An 18,449-nucleotide genomic window follows, 5' to 3' on the forward strand; every position below is an offset into this window, starting at 1 on the left:
TCGGCAGGCCACGGGCGGGGCATTCGGGGGCTCAGGGTCGAAAGCGGCCCGGCTGCACCAGGTTCTGCGGCGCCCGGCCGGCCGCGACCGCCGCCAGCTGATTCTTCAGGAGCCGGACGATCCGCGGTTCGAACGCCGTGGTGTCGCCGCCCAGGTGCGGGGTGATCAGCGCGTTGCCGGCCCGCCACAGCGGGTGGTCCGGCGGCAGCGGTTCGGGATCGGTGACGTCCAACGCGCACCTCAGCCGGCCGGAGACGACTTCCGCGGTCAGGGCCGCCGTGTCGACCACCGCCCCGCGCGCGACGTTGACCACCAGCGCACCGTCCGGGAGGGCCGCCAGTACCGCCGCATCGATCAGCCCGCGGGTGGCTTCCGTCAGGGGTGTGATGAGGATCAGCACCTCGTGGGACGCCGCCAGTTCGGTCAACTCGTCCGTGCCGTGGACGTGGCCGTTGCCGTCGTCCCGGGCGCGGGTCCCCACCCGGGTCAGCTGCACGTCGAAGGGCTCCAGCCGGCGCGCGATTTCCCGGCCGATGCCGCCCACGCCGACGAGCAGCACCTTGCGGTCCGCCAGCGAGGGCCGTCGCACGTGGCGCCACCGGCCCTCGGGCTGGTCCCGCGCGGCGACGTCGATCCCGCGCAAGGAGGCAAGCACGAGCCCGACGGCGAGTTCGGCGGTGGCGGCGGCGTGCACTCCCGCCGCGCTGGCGATGGCGACGTCCGGTCCGACGACGGCGGCTATCCCGTCAACCCCGGTGGTTTGGGCCTGCACCAGCTGCAGGTTCGCCAGCTTCGGCAGGCGGGCGACGGCCCGGGACATGTCCGGGTACGGCAGCACCACGGCCTCGATCTGTTCGGGCCGCGCGTCCTCGGGGTCGCCGTCGAAATCCCAATAGACGGTGCGGATCCCCGCGGGCAGGGGTTCCAGGGCGGCCATCAGGTCCCGGTCGGGGCAGGCGACGGTGGTGACGGCAGGCGGGGCGGCATTCATGTGACTCCTGGAGCAGAGGCCGGCAGCCCGGCGGCGCGAACGGGCTTCGCCTGGAAGCCTACCCTCCGTCCGCGCGGGCAGAGGCTCATCGCGCGGCCGATACCGCGCGGCACCGGCCTCGGCCCGCCGTCAGCCCTTGAAGACCGGCTTGCGCTTCTCCTGGAAGGCCTTGAAGCCTTCGGCGTAGTCGTCGCTCTTGCACAGCCGGCCCTGCGCGGCGTTTTCCTCTTCGGTGGCGAGCCACAGGCCCAGCCGCTGGTCGCGGATGTTCGCCACCAGCTCCTTGGACGCCCGGAACGCGCCGGTGGCGCCCTGTGCCACCTTGCCCACGATGCCGCGGGTGGTCTCCAGCAGCTCGTCCGCAGGCATGGCCCGGCTGAACAGCCCGGCCCTCACCGCTTCCTCGCCGCTCATCAGCTCGGCGGTGTAGATCAGGTCCAGCGTGCGGTGCGCGCCGAGCCGCTCGGTGAACAGCCAGTGCCCGCCCGAATCCAGGGTGGCACCCAGGTTGGCGAACGGCGAGCCGATCTTGGCGCTGTCGGCCACGTACACCACATCGGTGGCGATCAGCAGGCCGAGCCCGACGCCGAGCGCCGCCCCCTGCGCTGCGGCGAAGGTGGGCGCGGGGAACTCCGCCATCTTCCGCAGCACCGGGGTGACGACGCCGGACAGGTAACCGTAGGCATCGTCGGTGGCCGGGTCCACCGCGGAGATGTCGCGGCCGGCGCAGAAGCCGCGGCCCTCGCCGCGGAGCAGCAGCGCCCGGACGCCGGCGGCGGCGGCGTCGTCGTACGCCTTGCCCAGATCATGGACCGCCTGTTCGTCCAGCGCATTCATCTTGCCCGGTGCGTTGAGCACCACTTCGGCGATGTTGTCCTGGATGGACAGCTCAATCATGCTCATGGGACTCCTTCGGGGTCGGTGCTGTTAAAGATCGGTCAGGCGTCGTAGTCGACGGTGATTTCGTCGCCGGTGGGGTGGGTCTGGCAGGTCAGCACGTAGCCGCGCTCGATCTCGTCCGGTTCCAGCGCGTAGTTCTCCTCCATGGTGAACGTGCCGGAGACAACCTTGGCGCGGCAGGTGCCGCAGACGCCGCCGGCGCAGGCGAACGGAACGTCCGGGCGGACGCGCAGCGCGGCGTTGAGCACCGACTCCCGGGCATGCTTGGGCGAAGCGACCGTGCCGGAGAGCCCGTCCAGCCGGAAGTTGATCTCGTAGTTGTCCGCGCTGGGGTCGAGCTGCACCGGCCGGCCGATGTTGCCCTGCGGTTTGGTCGGCTCGCCGGTGCTGAACAGCTCGAAGCGGATCTTCTCGGCCGGCACGCCGCGTTCGGCCAGGGTGTCGCGGCACAGCTGCACCAGTTCGTAGGGGCCGCAGAGGAACCATTCGTCCACGTCGTCGGTGCGGAGCACGTTGTCGAACAGGCTGGTCAGCTTCTCGGCGTCGATCCTGCCGGAAAGCAGCGGCGAAATGCGCTGTTCGCGGGAGAGCACGTGGTGCAGCGCGAAGCGGGTGGGGTATTTGTCCTTCAGGTCGGCCAGTTCCTCCACGAACATCACGTCCATGGCGGCCTTGTTCGCGTAGACCAGGTCGAACCGGACGCTGTCGCTGGCGGCCAGCACGGTCCGCGCGATCGAGATCACCGGCGTGATGCCGGACCCGGCGGCGAACGCCACGAAGGTGGCCCCGGCGTCGGCATTGATCTGTTCGGGGTGGTTGATCTCCGTCATCTGGTGCTTGGAGATGAAGGCGCCGGTGGGGCTCATGACGTCCAGGACGTCCCCGGCCTTGAGGTGGTCGTTGGCCCAGTTCGAGAACAATCCGCCGATGTCGCGTTTGATCGCCACCCGGATTTCGCCCGGCTTCGGCTCGGCGCAGATGGAGTAGCTGCGCCGGATTTCCTGGCCTTCGAGCGTGGTGCGCAGCGCCACGTACTGGCCGGGCACGTAATCGTACTGGCCGTGCAGTTCCTCCGGCACCTCGAACGTGACCTCGACGGCCTCGTCCGTGAGCTTGCGGACCTCGGCGACGGTCAGCGGGTGGAAGGTGGCGCGGCGCTTGACGGCCGTGGCCTCCGTGGTGGAAGTAGTCATCTAGAGCACCTTGAAGTAGTCGAAGGGTTCATGGCAGTCGTTGCACTGGTACAGCGCCTTGCACGACGTGGAGCCGTAGCGGGACAGCTCGCGGGTGTTGAGGGAATCGCAGCGCGGGCATTTGACGCTCAGGCCCAGCCTGACCGGTCCGGTGCGGACCGGCGCCATGCCCGACGGCGGGGCGATGCCGTACTCGTTCAGCTTGGCCTTGCCCTCGGCGGTCATCCAGTCCGTGGTCCAGGCCGGGGCCAGCACCTGCTTCACCCGGACGTCGGCGTAGCCCTCGGACGCCAGCGCGGCGACGATGTCGTCGCGGATGGCATCCATGGCCGGGCAGCCGGAGTAGGTCGGGGTGATGGTCACCTCGACGGCCGGCCGCCCGCCGTCGTCCGTTTCATCCAGCACCGACACGGACCGCAGGATGCCCAGATCCTCGATGCTCAGCACGGGGATCTCCGGGTCACAGACGGTGGCCGCGACGTCCCAGACGCGCGCCGCTTCGGTTCCTGCCGGCCGTTGGGCCGTATTGGTGGACATGAATAGCTCCGTTACTCCGATGGCCGGCCTGGTTACCAGGTGGCGCCGGGGTGTTCGCGGGCCAGCACCTGCATCTCAGCCAGCAGGTAGCCCAGGTGTTCACTGTGTTTGACGCGGGTCTTGTCCGTCATGGCGGGCTGGACGTCCGGGACCTCCAGCGTTGCCTCCGCGAAGACGTCCGCGATGAAGGCGTCGAAGCCTTCGCGCAGTTCCGAGGGCCGCACCGCGATGCCGGGCAGCCGGTCGATCAGCTCATCGTCCAGGAACAACTGCTCCACGTACGGCCAGATGGAGAGGAAGCCGGCGGCGATGCGCCGGTGCGACTCTTCCGTGCCGTCGCCCAGGCGCAGCGTCCACTGCGCCGCGTGGTCGCGGTGGTAGTCCACTTCCTTCAGTGCCTTGGCCGCGATGGCCGCCAGGGTCTCGTCCTGCGAGTCGACCAGCCGCGAGTACAGCTCGTGCTGGTACGTGGCGATGACCAACTGGCGGGCGATCGTCCTGCCGAAGTCGCCGTTGGGCTGTTCGACGAGGTAGCTGGAGCGGAACTCGTTCTCCCCGCGCCAGTAAGCCAGGTCGTCTTCGGACTTGCCCCAGGCGGAGCCGGCGTAGGTCAGGAACGACCGGGCGTGGCCGATCTGGTCCAGCGCGATGTTGGCGAGCGCGACGTCCTCTTCCAGCTCCGGCGCGCGGGAGATCCACCAGCCCAGCCGCTGGGCCAGGATCAGGGCGTCGTCGCCGAGGCGCAACGCGTACTCGCCGACGTCGTGGCTGGCCTTCGTGCCTTCGGTCACCTGCGCGGCGATGTCCTCCGGGCGCAGGGCGTTGCCCGGCGTGATCCGGGTGGCGCTTTCGCCGCTCACAGGTGCTTCACCCCTTCGCTCTTCGTGTAGTACGTGGCATGGCGGTAGTCCTTGCCCTTGGGGGATTCGAAGAACTCGCCCTTCGCGTCAGGATCGCTGGCCACGATGGCCGACGCCGGCACCACCCAGAGGGAGACGCCTTCGTTGCGCCTGGTGTAAAGATCCCGCGCGTTGCGCACGGCCATCTCGGCGTCCGGGGCGTGCAGCGAACCGGCGTGCACGTGGGAGAGCCCGCGCGAGGAGCGGACGAATACTTCCCACAGCGGCCAGGGCTGCTTGTCGGACGACGCGGCTTCCGCCGTCGCCGTCTCCACGGGTCGGGCCATTGCGGTCTGGTCTCCAGTTGCCATCTAGGCCACCTGTGCTTTCTGTGCCTTCTTGTCCGCGTAGGCGGCTGCTGCTTCGCGCACCCAGGCGCCGTTCTCGTGTGCCTCGCGGCGGCGCTCCATCCGCTGCGCGTTGCAGGGGCCGCGGCCGGCGAGGACTTCGTAGAATTCGTCCCAGTTGAGTTCGCCGTGCTCCCACATGCCGGTTTCCTCGTTGTAGCGGATCTTGTCATCGGGCAGGGTCAGGCCCAGGACCTTGACCTGTTCCTGGATCATCCCCACGAACCGCGAGCGCAGCTCGTCGTTGGAGAAGCGCTTGATGTTCCAGGCCATCGACTGCTGCGAGTTCGGGGAGTCGGTGTCCGTGGGGCCGAACATCATCAGCGCCGGGGCGTAGAAGCGGTTGACCGCGTCCTGGGCCATCTGCTTCTGCGCCGGGGTGCCGTTGGCCAGTTCCAGCAGGATCTCGAAGCCCTGCCGCTGGTGGAAGGACTCTTCCTTGCAGATCCGCACCATCGCCCGGCCGTAGGGGCCGTAGGAGGCCCGGCACAGCGGCACCTGGTTGGCGATCGCGGCGCCGTCGACGAGCCAGCCGATGGCCCCCATGTCCGCCCAGCTGTTGGCCGGGTAGTTGAAGATCGAGGAGTACTTGGCCTTGCCCTCGAGCAGCTGCTGGTTGAGGACGTGCCGGGGCGTGCCCAGGGTCTCGGTGGCGGAGTAGAGGTACAGGCCGTGGCCGGCCTCGTCCTGCACCTTGGCCATCAGGATGGCCTTGCGCTTCAGGCTGGGCGCGCGGGTAATCCAGTTCGCCTCCGGCTGCATGCCGATGATCTCGGAGTGCGCGTGCTGGGACATCTGCCGGACCAGTGTCTTGCGGTACTTCTCCGGCATCCAGTCGGCCGGCTCGATCCGGGAGTCCTCGGCAATGATCTTGTCAAAGTAGGCCTTCCCGGCCTCGTCCTCGGGGGACGGCACGGCGTGCAACTGGGAGTCGCCGGCCTGGGTCTGCGTTGCCACGATGGTCACCTCACTGTACGAAATCCGGCCGCGAAATAATTACCGACCGTTCGTTCAGGATATAGCGCATTTTCCGCAACCGTCAAGGCCAAGGGCGGCCGTCAGGGTTCAGCCGGGATCAACTTCCGGCCGGGTGCTTCCACCCTCAGCCGAACCCGTCCGGCGGGGCGGGCCGGCTCTATATATTGGTGGCATGACGCACAGCCCCGCCGAAACCGTCCCCGCCTCCTCCCCCGCAGCCCTGCCGGAACCGCCGTCGCCCCGCAAGGTTCCCGTCGAGCGCTCCCATCACGGCGACGTCTTCGTGGACAACTATGAGTGGCTGCGGGACAAGGAGAGCCCGGAGGTGGTTGCGCACCTGGAGGCGGAGAACGCCTACACGGCGGCGGTCACCGGGCACCAGCAGCCGTTGCGCGAGGCCATTTTCAATGAAATCAAGAACCGCACTCAGGAAACGGACCTGTCGGTTCCGGTCCGCAAGGACGGCTGGTGGTACTACGGCCGGATGGAAGAGGGCAAGCAGTACGGCATCCAGTGCCGGGTCCGGGCCGCGGACACCGGCGACCGGGCAGCCGATTGGACTCCCCCGCAGGTCGACGCCGGCCGGCCGGTGCCCGGCGAGCAGGTGCTGCTGGACGGCAATGCCGAGGCCGAGGGCAAGCCGTTCTTTTCGCTGGGCGGCTCTGCCGTGACCAAAGACGGCAGCCTCTACGCCTACGCCGCCGACTTCGCCGGCGACGAGCGCTTCACCCTGAGGATCAAGGACCTGGACACCGGCGACCTGTTGGACGACGTCGTGGAAAACGTCTTCTACTCGTTGGCGTTCGATCCCGACGGCAGCCGCGTGTTCTACACGGTGGTCGACGAGTCCTGGCGCCCGTTCCAGATCAAGGCGCACACCATCGGCACACCGGCGGCCTCCGACGTCGTGATTTACCAGGAAGACGACCCGGCCATGTGGATGGGGTTCGAGCTCTCCTCCGACCGCCGGCACCTGGTGATCGGGATCGGCTGTTCCGAATACTCCGAGACGCGCCTGCTGGACTTCTCCGCCCCGGAAGCCGGGCTGCGGACGCTCATCCCGCGCGGCGAGCGGGTGCTGTACGACGCCGAGCCGCTCCTGCTGGACGGCGCCCAAAAGGTGCTGCTGACCCACAACAAGGACGCGGTGAACTCGATGGTCTCGCTGGCCGACCTCGCGGAGTTCTCCAAGCCCCTGGCCGAGCAGCACTGGGACACCGTGGTGGAGCACGACGACGCCGTGCGGGTCAACGGGGCCGGGGTGACCGCCACCCATATGGTGCTGTCCATCCGCCAGGACACCATCGAACGCGTGCAGGTGCTGCCTCTGGCCGGTTTGGGCACGGCCGCGCAGGCTGCCCCGGCGGAGCCGGCATTCGACGAGGAATTGTTCACCGCCGGCGTCGGCGGTTCCGACTACGAGGCACCGGTGATCCGGCTGGCCTACACCTCGTTCCTGACGCCGCCGCGGATCTACGACTACGAGCTGGCCACCGGCACGCTGCACCTGCGCAAGGAAACGCCGGTGCTCGGCGGCTACGACCCGGCGGACTACGTGGCCGGGCGGGAGTGGGCGGCCGCGGCGGACGGCACGAGGATTCCGCTGTCGGTGGTCCGCAAGGCCTCGGTGCGGCGTGACGGCAGCAACCCGGCGCTGGTCTACGCCTACGGCAGCTACGAGGTGAGCATGGACCCGGCGTTCAGCACGGCGCGGCTGTCGCTGCTGGACCGCGGCGTGGTCTACGTGGTGGCGCACGTCCGCGGCGGCGGCGAGATGGGCCGGCACTGGTACGAGGACGGCAAGAAGCTGCGCAAGAAGAACACCTTCACGGACTTCGTCGCCGCCACCGAGTGGCTGGCGGCCTCGGGCTGGGCGGAGCCGGGACGGATCGCGGCCATGGGCGGCTCCGCCGGCGGCCTGCTGATGGGCGCCGTCGCCAACCTGGCGCCGGAGAAGTACGCGGCGATCGTGGCGCAGGTGCCCTTCGTCGACGCGCTGACCTCGATCCTGGACCCGGACCTGCCGCTTTCGGCGCTGGAGTGGGAGGAGTGGGGCAACCCGATCACGGACCCGGAGGTCTACGCGTACATGAAGTCGTACACGCCCTACGAGAATGTCCGGCCGGCCGCGTATCCGAAGATCGCCGCGGTCACCAGCTTCAACGACACCCGGGTGCTGTACGTGGAGCCGGCCAAGTGGGTGGCGGCCCTGCGGGAGGCCACAACCGGCACCGAGCCGATCGTGCTCAAGACCGAGATGGACGCCGGCCACGGCGGCGCGTCCGGACGGTACGAGGCCTGGAAGGACCGGGCCTGGGATTACGCCTTCGCCCTCGACGCGATCGGCGCCACCGAGCCGGCCTAACCCGCCCGGCGCTGCCCGGCCGCCTTGACTTGAATCACAAATCAGGATTACCTAATGAACATTCGGTAATGAACAGCGAGGGGCTTCCATGACGGACATCGACGTCGACACTTCCCGGGACGTTCCGGCGGAAAGCAACGAGCTGCAGCCGGGCGAACGGCCCGTGCACCCGGCCTTCGTCAACGACCAGGCCGCACGCTGGATGGGCGTGGAAGTCGTGAAGGCGGAGTTTGGCGACGTCGTGGTCGAGATGCGGCTGCGCGAAGAGATGCTCAACGGCTTCGGCATGGCGCAGGGCGGCATGGTGTTCGCCTTCGCCGACGTGGCCTTCGCGCTGGCCTGCAACGACCCCGACGGCGACGGCAGCACCATCACGGTGGCCTCCGGCGTCGACGTCAATTTCCTCAACCCGGGATTCGCCGGCCGGCTGCTGACCGCAACCGCCCGGCTGGTCAACCAGACCGGGCGGAGCGGCCTGTACGACATCACCGTCACCCAGGAGAAACCGGACGGCGGTGCCGACGTTCTGCTCGAATTCCGCGGCCGTTCCCGCACCGTCCCCAACCCCGCCCGCAACCAGCGAAAGCCCTGACTGCGCCGCAGCTTTCGACAGCGACGCCCCCAGCCTTCACCGACAGCACTGCCCGACCCGCATTAAAGGACCGTTCCCATGACGACCACCACCGGTACGAAAGCCCGCAAGACGACTCCCGCCGCCGAGGACACCCTCGACCCGGAGGAGCTGATGAGCCGGGACGAGCTGGAAGCCCTCCAGCTGAAGCGCCTGCAGCACACGGTCGCCTACGCCTATGAGCGCGTACCCATGTACAAGCAGAAGTTCGACGACGCCGGCGTCCGCCCGGAGGACCTCAAGGAACTGTCCGACCTGGCCAAGTTCCCCTACACGGACAAGGAAGACCTGCGCCGGTCCTACCCGTTCGGCATGTTTGCCGTGCCGCAGGAGGAGGTGGCCCGGATCCACGCCTCCTCGGGCACCACCGGCCGCGCCACCGTGGTGGGCTACACCCGCCGGGACATCCAGAACTGGGAGACGCTGTTCGCGCGCTCCATCCGCGCCTCCGGCGTCAAGAAGGGCTGGAAGGTCCACAATGCCTACGGCTACGGCCTGTTCACCGGCGGGCTCGGGGCACATTACGGCGCGGAGAAGCTCGGCTGCACCGTCATCCCCATGTCCGGCGGCCAGACCGAGAAGCAGATCCAGCTGATCCAGGACTTTGAACCGGACGCCATTCTCTGCACCCCCACCTACCTGCTCACCATCGTGGACGCGATGGAGCACGCCGGCGTCGATCCCGCGAAGACGTCGCTGAAGGTCGCCGTGCTCGGCGCCGAGCCGTGGACCGATGAGATGCGCCACGAGCTCGAGGGCAAGCTGGACATCGACGCCTGCGACATCTACGGCCTCTCCGAGGTCATGGGCCCCGGCGTCGCCGGCGAATGCGTGGACTACAAGGACGGCTCCACCATCTGGGAGGACCACTTCCGGCCGGAAATCATCGACCCGCTCACCGACCGGGTGCTGGGCGACGGCGAGTCCGGTGAGCTGGTGTTCACGTCGCTGACGAAGGAGGCCATGCCGGTGATCCGTTACCGCACGCACGACCTCACCCGGCTGCTGCCCGGCACCGGGCGGCCGAACATGCGCCGCATCGGCCGGATCACCGGGCGCTCGGACGACATGATCATCCTGCGCGGCGTGAACCTCTTCCCCACCCAGATCGAGGAGATCGCCCTGCGCATCCCCGGCCTGAGCCCGCATTTCCAGCTGGAGATCAGCCGGCCGCACCGGATGGACGAGCTGACCGTCAAGATCGAACGCCGCGAAGACTGCACCCCCGCCAAGGCAACCGAAGCGGCCCGGGAGCTGCAGCGCCAGATCAAGATCCACGTCGGCTCCAGCTGCAAGATCGTGGTCGCGGACCCCGGCACCCTCGCGCGGTCCAGCGGCAAGCTGCGCCGGGTCTACGACCTGCGCGACAACGCCTGACGGATGTGGGAACGGCGGGCGGCAGCAGGCCTGTGCAGGCGCCGCCCGCCGCATAACTGACCTAACGGTCGTGGGAGAATAGGACCATGGCGAAAACAAGGACCCAGGAGACCGCCCGCCGCGGCCGCCCGGGCTACGACCAGCAGTCGGTGCTGAACGTCGCCGTCGCCGTGTTCAACAAGCACGGCTACGAGGCAACCTCCATGGGCATCCTCGCCGAGAACCTGGGCATCTCCAAGAGCGCCATCTACCACCACGTGCCCTCCAAGGGCGACCTGCTGCGCCTGGCCCTGGATGAGGCCCTCGGCAGCCTGGAAGGCGTGCTCGAAAACCCGTCGGCTTCCGCCGGCCGGGCGGATGCGCGCCTGGAGTTCGTGCTCCGCGGCACCGTCCAGGTCCTGTGCGAAAAACTGCCCTACGTCACCCTGCTGCTGCGCCTGCGCGGCAACACCGAGATCGAACGCGACGCGCTGGACCGCCGGCGCGCGTTCGACCACAAGGTGGCGGACCTGGTGGACGCCGCCCGGGCCGAGGGCTCCCTGCGCGGGGACATCGACCCGAGGACCACGGCCAGGTTGCTGTTCGGCACGATCAACTCCATTGTCGAGTGGTACAAACCGGGCGGATCGCTGTCCCCGCAGAAGCTCGCCGACGACCTGATCGCCATGATGTTCGACGGCCTCCACCTGCCTGCCGCGGCCCGCGTCATCGCCTGACTCCCGGCGCAGCGCCGGCCCGCACCAACGCCTGATTCCCGGCGGCAGCGCCGGCCGAACCCTCGCGGATCCGCGGCCGCCCGACGGAGCCGGCGTACCTGCTGAATTCGCCGTCCTCCCCTGCTAGGCTGACCTCACCATTCGATGTTATGGGGACGTGATCGATATGGATGGGGAGTTCGGGTGGGTCTCGGCGCTCAGCATGGCGCTCACGATCGCCGCCATTGTCCTGTTCGCCTACCGCGTGCCGTGGGCCTGGTTGCTGCCGGTGGCCGCAACCGCCGTGCTGCTGGCCACCGGGATCCCCTACGGCCGGTTGAACACCAGCACCGTTTTTGTGCTGGCTGCTGCCCTCTACGGCCTGTGGAAGTGGACCCAGTACCGGCGGGAAGGCGTCCGTGTCCCGCTCCGCTCCGCCCACGGGCGTGAGTGGGGAATCGGTGCCGGGCTGTTGCTGCTGCTGTTCCTGCTCAACGGGTTCGCCGGCGTCACCCCGGTTGCCGAGATCGGCCCCCTGTACCTGTTCAACGCCCTGCTGGCCGCACTCCCGGCCGTCATGTACCTGGGCTTCGCCCACGGCATCCTGCAGTCGTGGTGGCTGGGCGTTGCGCTCTCGCTGTCCACCATGTTCCTCTCCGCCATCCGGGACGCACCGGTCTGGGTCTCGCTGTACGGCGCGATAGCGGCCGGCCTCCAGGTCGTTGGTTACCTGGGCTGGCAGGCGGCCTTGCGGCGGCCGGTGCGGAGCAAACACCGGTTGGCGCCGGTGCGACCGGGGCGTCCGGCCGCTCCCGGTCGTCCGGCCGCTCCCGGGCCTGGCCCGGCGGGACGGGCCGCATAACCAGCTGACGGGAGGGCGGCGGCATGGACTGGATCATGGCCTTGAAGGTTTTGGACGGTCCTGCCGGCGCGCTGGTTTCCGTGGGCTACCTGCAGGCGTCGGTGGGCCTGCTGACGGTCTTCCTGTTCGGCCTCCACTCCCGCTGGGCCTGGCCCGTGCTGCTGGTGCAGGAGGCCCTGGTCTTCCTGCTGCTGCTCACGCCGGCTTTCGACGGCGGCGGCGGGTTCTTCGTCGATGCCTCGATAGGCGTGGCGCTGCTGCTGCCCTGCTACGGCGCGTGGCGCTGGCGGTCCGCCGCCCCGCTCCTTGCGCCGGGTGCAGCCGGTCCGGCGGTGTGGGTGCAGCGGGCAACGGGCCGAACCTGGGCGGCCGCCGTGCTGGTCCTCATCGCCGCCACGGTGGTTTTCGTGGCCAGCGACATTCAGGCGGGCTTTCCCTTGGAGGGCGGCCTGCTGACCGTCCTCCTGCTCCAGGCGTTCTACGCGGCGGTGATGACGGTGGTGTATCTGGGGTTGGCGCACCGGATCTATGAGGCCTGGTGGCTGTGGCTGGCTTTTGCCGTGGTGCAGCTGGCCACCTCGCTGGTCTTTCCCAGCCAGCCGACGCCGCAGCTGCTGTACGGCGCCACCGTGCTGTTGGTGCTGTTCGCCTTCTGGCGTTGGCACACGGTGGTGTTCCTGCCCGTCCCCGGGGCCCGGGCCGCCGGGGACGCGGCAGGAGGAGGAGCTCCGGCTACTTCTCCACCAGTGTGAGCACGTCGTAGGTCGCGACGATCTCGTCGTTCTGGTTGGTCAGCACCGCATCCCAGGCGACCTCGCCGTATTCGTCCGTCTCGCGCGGGGTGATGCGCTTGGCGGTGAGGGTCACCCGGATCGAGTCGCCGGCTGCCACCGGAGTGATGAAGCGCAGGTTCTCCAAGCCGTAGTTCGCCAGCACCGGTCCCGGTGCCGGCTCCACGAACAGCCCGGCACCCCAGGCCAGCAGCAGGTAACCGTGCGCCACAATGCCGGGGAAGAACGGGTTGGCGGCGGCGGCCTCCTGGTTGGTGTGGGCGTAGAAGGTGTCGCCGGTTTCGTTGGCGAACGCGGTGATGTCCTCCAGCGTGACCTGGCGGAGCTCCGAGCGGATGGCGTCGCCGATCCGCAGTGTGGCCAGGTTCTTGCGGAACGGGTGCACGTCGTCGAAGTACTGGTCGGCGCCGGTATGCCACACGCCGGTCACGGCGGTAAGCATGTTCGGCGAACCCTGGATGGCGGTGCGCTGCATGTGGTGCAGCACGGAGCGGATGCCGCCCAATTCCTCGCCGCCGCCGGCGCGGCCCGGTCCGCCGTGGACCAGGTGCGGCACGGGAGAACCGTGGCCGGTGGACGTCTTGGCGTCTTCGCGGTTGAGCACCAGCACGCGGCCGTGGTGGGCGGCGATCCCGGTAACCAGCACGCGGGCGGCCTCGGGGTCATTGGTGGCGACGGTGGCCACCAGCGAACCGGAGCCCTTGGCAGCCAGCCGCACGGCGTCGTCGAGGTCCTCGTAGCCGATGACGGAGGAAACCGGGCCGAAGGCTTCCAGCGAATGCACGGCGTCGGCCTCGGCATCGGCCCAGGTCAGCAGCACCGGCGACATGAAGGCGCCCTCGGAGTCGCCCACGGTCCCGTCGGCGCGGGTAACCTGCGGCGAATCGAGCGTGCCGTAGGCGAGCTCGCCGCCGGCATCGATCATGGCCTGGACGGCTGCGCGGACGTCGTCAAGCTGCTCCACCGAGGCGAGCGCGCCCATGGTGACGCCTTCGGCCCTCGGGTCGCCGACGACGACGCGCTGTTCGATCCGTGCACGCACGGCGTCGGCGACGTCCTGCATGCGGTCCTTGGGGACGATGGCGCGGCGGATCGAGGTGCACTTCTGGCCCGCCTTGGCCGTCATTTCGGTGACCAGCGACTTGATGTACGCGTCGAACTCCGGGGTGCCCGGCACCGCGTCGGGCCCGAGGATCGCGGCGTTGAGCGAATCCGCCTCGGCGGTGAAACGGATGCCGCCCTGGGCCACGTTCGGGTGGGACTTCAGCAGGTTCGCGGTGTCGGCGGACCCGGTGAAGGCCACGGCGTCGCGGTAATCCAAATGGTCCAGCAGGTCACGGGCAGAACCGGAAATCAGCTGGAGTGAACCGGCCGGCAGGATGTTGGACTCGATGATCAGCTTCACAGCGGCGGCGGCCACGTAACCGGTGGGAGTGGCCGGCTTGACGATGGTGGGCACGCCGGCGATGAAGGCCGGCGCGAACTTCTCGAGCATGCCCCACACCGGGAAGTTGAAGGCATTGATCTGCACGGCCACGCCGGGAATCCGGGTGTAGATGTGCTGGCCCATGAACGAGCCGTCCTTGGCCAGCACCTCTGCCGGGCCGTCCACCACGATTTGCGAGTTCGGCAGTTCGCGCCGCCCCTTGGACCCGAAGGTGAAGAGCACGCCGATGCCGCCGTCGATGTCGATCATGTTGTCGATCTTGGTGGCGCCGGTGCGGTGCGAAACCTCATACAGCGCATCGCGCCGCGCGTTCAGGTACTGAGCCAACTCCTTGAGCTTGAGCGCGCGCTGGTGGAAGGAGAGCCGGCCCAGCGAGGCCTGGCCGACGGTGCGGCCATGTTCGACGGCTGCGGCGAGGTCGAGGCCGTCGGTACTGACCCGGGCGAGCACGGCGCCGGTGCTGGCATCACGGACCTCGGTGCCGGACACATCGCCCTCGGGGGTCCACCAGGCATCCTGGATGTAGCTGGGAACAATTTCGACATCAACGGCGGTAGAGGTCATCGTTGACAGCCCTTTCTTCGCCCGGCCCCGGTGCTGGCGCAGGATGGGGCGGGACATAAAATACTGAACGGTCGGTCGGTAACGTATCCAGCCTACATGACAGCCGCAGCCGGCACAGCCCCTTTTCGGTGACCGCATGGCGCCGCCCGCCGAAGGATTCAGGCGAGCCGGCGGCGGAGCGCGTCGACGTCGGCGGGCGTCAGGCCATGGCGCAACAGGAACGGCTCCACCTCCAGCTGGGCCAAGACCTGCAGCAGGGACCCGCGCATCTCCGCCACCCGGGCCTCCAGCTCGTCGCCGCCAACGTACCGCTCCACCGGATGCGGGTAGGGGCTGACCCGGTGCCAGTCGTTAATGCCGCGGATGCCCAGCTCGTGCGCGTCGGCGATCCGCTCGGCCGGGACACCCGCGAGCTGCAGCAGCATCATGGAGACCATGCCCGTGCGGTCCCGCCCGGCGGAGCAGTGGACGACGACGGCGCCCTCCGCGTGTGCCAGGGTTCGGAACACCTCGGCGATCAGGTGCGGGAAGACCCGCACGTTGTCCAGGTAGAAACGCGGGTGGTTCATGTACGGGGCGCTGTTGGCGAACTTCGCATGCCCGGGCTCTTCGGTCGGCCGGTTGAGCACCGTGAATTTGTCCAGCGCCCCGGCCGGCACCACCGGATCGGTCGGCCGGCGCGAGCGCTCGCCCGGGTTCCGCAGGTCTACGATGGTGCGCACGCCGTCGTCGTACGCCTGCTGCCAGCCCGCGGCGGTCAGCCATTCGGCGCGGCCCATGCGGAAGATGTCCCCCGCCACCCTGCGGGCGTTGACCGCGCCGTCCCAGGCGACAGCGCCGGCATCGCGGGGCTGTTCGGACGACATTGCAGCAGCCTACCGCCGGACGGCTAGTCCTCCCAGTCGAAGAAACCCTTGCCGGACTTGCGGCCGAGTTCGCCGCGGGCAACCTTGTCGCGGAGGATCTGCGGCGGGGCAAACCGGTCCCCGAGCGTGGAATGGAGGTATTCGGCGATGCCGAGGCGCACATCCAGCCCCACGATGTCGGTGGTCTTGAGCGGGCCGACCGGGTGCTTGTAGCCCAGCACCATCGCGGCGTCAATGTCCGCCGCGGATGCCACGCCCTCTTCCACCATGCGCATGGCTTCCAGCGCGATGGCCACCCCCAGCCGGGAGGAGGCAAACCCCGGCGCGTCGTTGACGACGACGGCGGTCTTCCCCAGTGCCTCGACCCAGCTCCTGGAGGCGGCGGCGAGCTCTTCCGACGTCTTCGGGGCCAGCACCACTTCGACCAGCTGCGAGGCCGGGACCGGGTTGAAGAAGTGCAGGCCGCAGAAGTTCGCCGGGCGCTGCAACTGGTCGGCCAGCTTGGCGATGGACAGCGAGGACGTGTTCGTCGCCAGCCAGGCCGTCGGGGACAGCTGGGCCTCGACGGCCTTCAGCGCGGTGGCCTTCAGCTCGAAGTCCTCCGGCACCGCTTCCACGACCAGCCCGCACGCGGCGAACGAACCGTAGTCGACGGAGACCGACAGCCGGGACTTGAGCGCGTCAAGGGGTTCGGTGGCCGTGCCGCGCTCCACGCTCTTGGCCAAGGCCCCCGTCACGCGCTCGCGGGCCGCCTCGGCGGCGGCCTCGTCGCGTTCCACCACGACGACGTCGGCTCCCGCCGTCAGGAACGCGTGGGCGATGCCGGCGCCCATGCGCCCGCCGCCGAGGACACCGACGTTGTTGGGAATAGTCTGCACAGAATTCATCTCGCTCACTTCGATCCTTGCTGCTCTGCGGCGCCGGGGCTTCGGACGGCGTCCCCGTCCGGGGCGGCGGCAGCCGTCTTGACCGCACTGCGGGCTGCGCTCTTGGCCGCGCTCTTGTCTAGGAAGGCCTGCATCCGGTCGAACTTGGCCTGCGACTCGAACAGGATGCCCTGGGCGATGGTGTCGATCATCGGGTGCGCCTCGCGCGGGGTATGGAACACCGACTTGGTGATGCGCACGGCCAGCGGATCCTGCTTGCCGATCCGGTCGGCCAGCGCATGCGCGGCGTCGAGGAGCGCGGCCGGCTCGTGGATCTCGGTGACGAGGCGGGCCGCCAGCGCTTCTTCGGCGTCCAGGATGCGGCCGGCCAACAGGATCTCCTTGGCCAGCGGCTCGCCCACCAGTTCCTTCAGGCGCCAGGTGGCCCCCGCCGCGGCCATGATGCCCAAGCCGACCTCGGGCTGCCCGATCTTCACGGAAGGCGTGGCGATGCGGAAGTCGGCGGCGTAGGCCAGTTCCGCTCCCCCGCCCAGTGCGAAGCCGTCGAGCGCCGCGATGACCGGCATCGGCAGCTGGGCAATGCGGTGGAATACCGTGGAATTGATTCCGGCCAAGGCGTCATCACGACGGCGTTCGCGCAGCTGGGAGATGTCCGCACCGGAGGCGAATATTCCCTTGCCGTTGACCTCGGTGCCGGACAAGATGAGGATCCTCGGCGCCCGTTCCAGGACGGCGCAGACGGCATGCAGTTCGTCCACCATGGCCTGGTCGATGGCGTTGCGGACCTCCGGCCGGTTCAGCGCGAGATGGACGCGGTCCTCCCGCTCGTCCAGCCGCAGCGTGCTGAAGGAGTAGTCGTCGAAGAGCATCAGACCCGCTCAACGATCATGGAGGTGCCCTGGCCGACGCCCACGCACATGGTGGCCAGGCCGCGCTGTGCGCCTTCGCGCTCCATCCGGCCCAGCAGGGTGACCACCAGGCGCGACCCGCTGGAACCGAGCGGGTGGCCCAAGGCGATGGCGCCGCCGTCGTTGTTCACGATCGACTGGTCCAGCTTCAGGTCGCGCAGCACCGCGAGCGACTGGGTGGCGAAGGCCTCGTTGAGCTCCACGGCGCCGAGGTCGTCGATGCTCCAGCCGGCGCGGTCCAGCACCTTGCGGGTGGCCGGCACCGGCCCGACGCCCATGATCTCCGGTGCGACGCCGGCCGAGGCGCCGTCGACGATGCGGGCCCGAGGGGTTAGGCCGAACTTCTTGACGGCGGCCTCGGAGGCGACCACGATGGCCGAGGCGCCGTCGTTGAGCGAACTTGAGTTGCCGGCGGTCACCACGCCGTCCGCGCGGTTGATGGGCTTCAGGCCGGCCAGGACCTCGAGGGTGGTGCCGGGGCGGGGTCCCTCGTCGGTGTCGACGACGGTGTCGCCCTTGCGCCCCTTGACCGTCACCGGGACGATTTCTTCCTTGAGCCGGCCGCCCTCGATGGCGGCGATGGCCCGCTGGTGGGACTGCACGGCGAAGGCGTCTGCGTCCTCGCGGGAAATGCCGTAGACGTCGGCGACTTCCTCTGCGGTTTCAGGCATGGAATAGGTCATCTTGCCGTCGCGGCTGAGGTCGCCGCTGGCGAAGCGCTTGTTGACGAAGCGCCAGCCGATGGAGGTATCGAAGATCTCGCCCGGCTTGGCGAAGGCCTTGCCCGGCTTCTCCTGCACCCAGGGTGCGCGGCTCATCGATTCGACGCCGCCCGCGATGACGATGTCCGCGGCGCCGGCCTTGATCATGTGCGACGCCTGGATGATGGCGCTCAGGCCGGAGGCGCACAGCCGGTTAACGGTGATGCCGGGAACGTGGTCGCCGTAGCCCGCCAGCAGCCAGGCCATGCGGGCCACGTTGCGGTTTTCCTCGCCCGCCCCGTTGGCGTTGCCGAGGATGACCTCCTCGACGGCATCCGGATCGATGCCTGCCCGGACCACGGCTTCCTTGACGACCAGCGCCGCCAGGTCGTCGGGACGGACCGCCGAGAGCGCCCCTCCGTAGCGGCCAACCGGGGTCCGCGCCCCGCCAATCAGGAATGCCTCAGCCATAGAAATAATCCCTCGCGCTTGATCGTTCAACGGTGACGA

18 protein-coding genes are annotated in these 18,449 nt (G+C 68.9%); 6 read left to right on the forward strand and 12 right to left on the reverse strand.

The annotated features are described in order from the left end of the window. Window positions 1-31 precede the first annotated feature (31 nt). The 7 genes from AC5RWG_RS07280 to paaA all read right to left on the reverse strand — a co-directional run bounded on the left by AC5RWG_RS07280 (window position 32) and on the right by paaA (window position 5,824). On the reverse strand, window positions 32-991 hold the full coding sequence (locus AC5RWG_RS07280) for a 2-hydroxyacid dehydrogenase (protein WP_494166687.1): 960 nt from the start codon (window positions 989-991) through the stop codon (window positions 32-34). Window positions 992-1,120: 129 nt separating this feature from the next. Further along, window positions 1,121-1,888: an enoyl-CoA hydratase/isomerase family protein gene (locus tag AC5RWG_RS07285; RefSeq protein ID WP_494001294.1), complete on the reverse strand. Its 768-nt coding sequence runs from the start codon at window positions 1,886-1,888 to the stop codon at window positions 1,121-1,123. 41 nt (window positions 1,889-1,929) lie between these two features. After that, window positions 1,930-3,084: a 1,2-phenylacetyl-CoA epoxidase subunit PaaE gene (gene paaE, locus AC5RWG_RS07290; RefSeq protein ID WP_494000607.1), complete on the reverse strand. Its 1,155-nt coding sequence runs from the start codon at window positions 3,082-3,084 to the stop codon at window positions 1,930-1,932. After that, the gene (gene paaD, locus AC5RWG_RS07295; RefSeq protein WP_494000608.1) at window positions 3,085-3,621 is read right to left on the reverse strand and encodes a 1,2-phenylacetyl-CoA epoxidase subunit PaaD; all 537 of its coding nucleotides are present in this window, start codon (window positions 3,619-3,621) and stop codon (window positions 3,085-3,087) included. 32 nt (window positions 3,622-3,653) lie between these two features. Continuing rightward, on the reverse strand, window positions 3,654-4,481 hold the full coding sequence (paaC, locus tag AC5RWG_RS07300) for a 1,2-phenylacetyl-CoA epoxidase subunit PaaC (protein WP_494000609.1): 828 nt from the start codon (window positions 4,479-4,481) through the stop codon (window positions 3,654-3,656). Beyond that, window positions 4,478-4,807 (reverse strand): 1,2-phenylacetyl-CoA epoxidase subunit PaaB, encoded by a 330-nt coding sequence (paaB, locus tag AC5RWG_RS07305; RefSeq protein ID WP_494001295.1) that lies wholly within the window; start codon window positions 4,805-4,807, stop codon window positions 4,478-4,480. The genes paaC and paaB overlap by 4 nt, the downstream gene beginning before the upstream one ends. Before the next feature lie 24 nt (window positions 4,808-4,831). Further along, a complete protein-coding gene (gene paaA, locus AC5RWG_RS07310; RefSeq protein WP_494000610.1) occupies window positions 4,832-5,824 on the reverse strand; it encodes a 1,2-phenylacetyl-CoA epoxidase subunit PaaA in 993 nt (330 codons plus the stop codon). A gap of 193 nt (window positions 5,825-6,017) precedes the next feature. On the opposite strand from paaA, the gene AC5RWG_RS07315 reads away from it, so the two are divergent. From AC5RWG_RS07315 to AC5RWG_RS07340, 6 genes are all read left to right on the forward strand, one after another. After that, on the forward strand, window positions 6,018-8,210 hold the full coding sequence (locus AC5RWG_RS07315) for a S9 family peptidase (RefSeq protein WP_494166688.1): 2,193 nt from the start codon (window positions 6,018-6,020) through the stop codon (window positions 8,208-8,210). An 88-nt stretch (window positions 8,211-8,298) separates the two neighbouring features. Then, window positions 8,299-8,802 carry a hotdog fold thioesterase gene (locus tag AC5RWG_RS07320; protein ID WP_494074034.1) on the forward strand — a complete coding sequence of 168 codons (504 nt, stop codon included), beginning with the start codon at window positions 8,299-8,301 and terminating at the stop codon, window positions 8,800-8,802. Between the two features lie 78 nt (window positions 8,803-8,880). Next, window positions 8,881-10,218: a phenylacetate--CoA ligase PaaK gene (gene paaK, locus AC5RWG_RS07325; protein WP_494000613.1), complete on the forward strand. Its 1,338-nt coding sequence runs from the start codon at window positions 8,881-8,883 to the stop codon at window positions 10,216-10,218. A gap of 86 nt (window positions 10,219-10,304) precedes the next feature. Beyond that, window positions 10,305-10,934 (forward strand): TetR/AcrR family transcriptional regulator, encoded by a 630-nt coding sequence (locus AC5RWG_RS07330; protein WP_494000614.1) that lies wholly within the window; start codon window positions 10,305-10,307, stop codon window positions 10,932-10,934. Between the two features lie 166 nt (window positions 10,935-11,100). Continuing rightward, window positions 11,101-11,775: a nicotinamide mononucleotide transporter gene (locus AC5RWG_RS07335; protein ID WP_494167105.1), complete on the forward strand. Its 675-nt coding sequence runs from the start codon at window positions 11,101-11,103 to the stop codon at window positions 11,773-11,775. A gap of 23 nt (window positions 11,776-11,798) precedes the next feature. Next, window positions 11,799-12,527 (forward strand): nicotinamide mononucleotide transporter, encoded by a 729-nt coding sequence (locus AC5RWG_RS07340; RefSeq protein WP_494049490.1) that lies wholly within the window; start codon window positions 11,799-11,801, stop codon window positions 12,525-12,527. Here AC5RWG_RS07340 and paaZ read toward each other — a convergent pair. From paaZ to AC5RWG_RS07365, 5 genes are all read right to left on the reverse strand, one after another. Beyond that, a complete protein-coding gene (gene paaZ / locus AC5RWG_RS07345; RefSeq protein ID WP_494076351.1) occupies window positions 12,508-14,577 on the reverse strand; it encodes a phenylacetic acid degradation bifunctional protein PaaZ in 2,070 nt (689 codons plus the stop codon). The genes AC5RWG_RS07340 and paaZ overlap by 20 nt on opposite strands. Before the next feature lie 158 nt (window positions 14,578-14,735). After that, complete coding sequence (locus AC5RWG_RS07350) at window positions 14,736-15,443, reverse strand: tyrosine-protein phosphatase (RefSeq protein WP_494166689.1); 708 nt, start codon at window positions 15,441-15,443, stop codon at window positions 14,736-14,738. A gap of 23 nt (window positions 15,444-15,466) precedes the next feature. After that, complete coding sequence (locus AC5RWG_RS07355) at window positions 15,467-16,330, reverse strand: 3-hydroxyacyl-CoA dehydrogenase family protein (RefSeq protein WP_494001297.1); 864 nt, start codon at window positions 16,328-16,330, stop codon at window positions 15,467-15,469. A gap of 5 nt (window positions 16,331-16,335) precedes the next feature. Further along, window positions 16,336-17,199, reverse strand: a complete 864-nt coding sequence (locus AC5RWG_RS07360; RefSeq protein ID WP_494012823.1) for an enoyl-CoA hydratase/isomerase family protein — start codon at window positions 17,197-17,199, stop codon at window positions 16,336-16,338. Next, window positions 17,199-18,410, reverse strand: coding sequence for a thiolase family protein (locus AC5RWG_RS07365; RefSeq protein WP_494076354.1), 1,212 nt, complete (start codon window positions 18,408-18,410; stop codon window positions 17,199-17,201). Before AC5RWG_RS07365 ends, AC5RWG_RS07360 begins: the two co-directional genes overlap by 1 nt. Window positions 18,411-18,449: the final 39 nt, after the last annotated feature.

It is taken from the genome of Arthrobacter sp. Y3221160 (assembly GCF_059092585.1).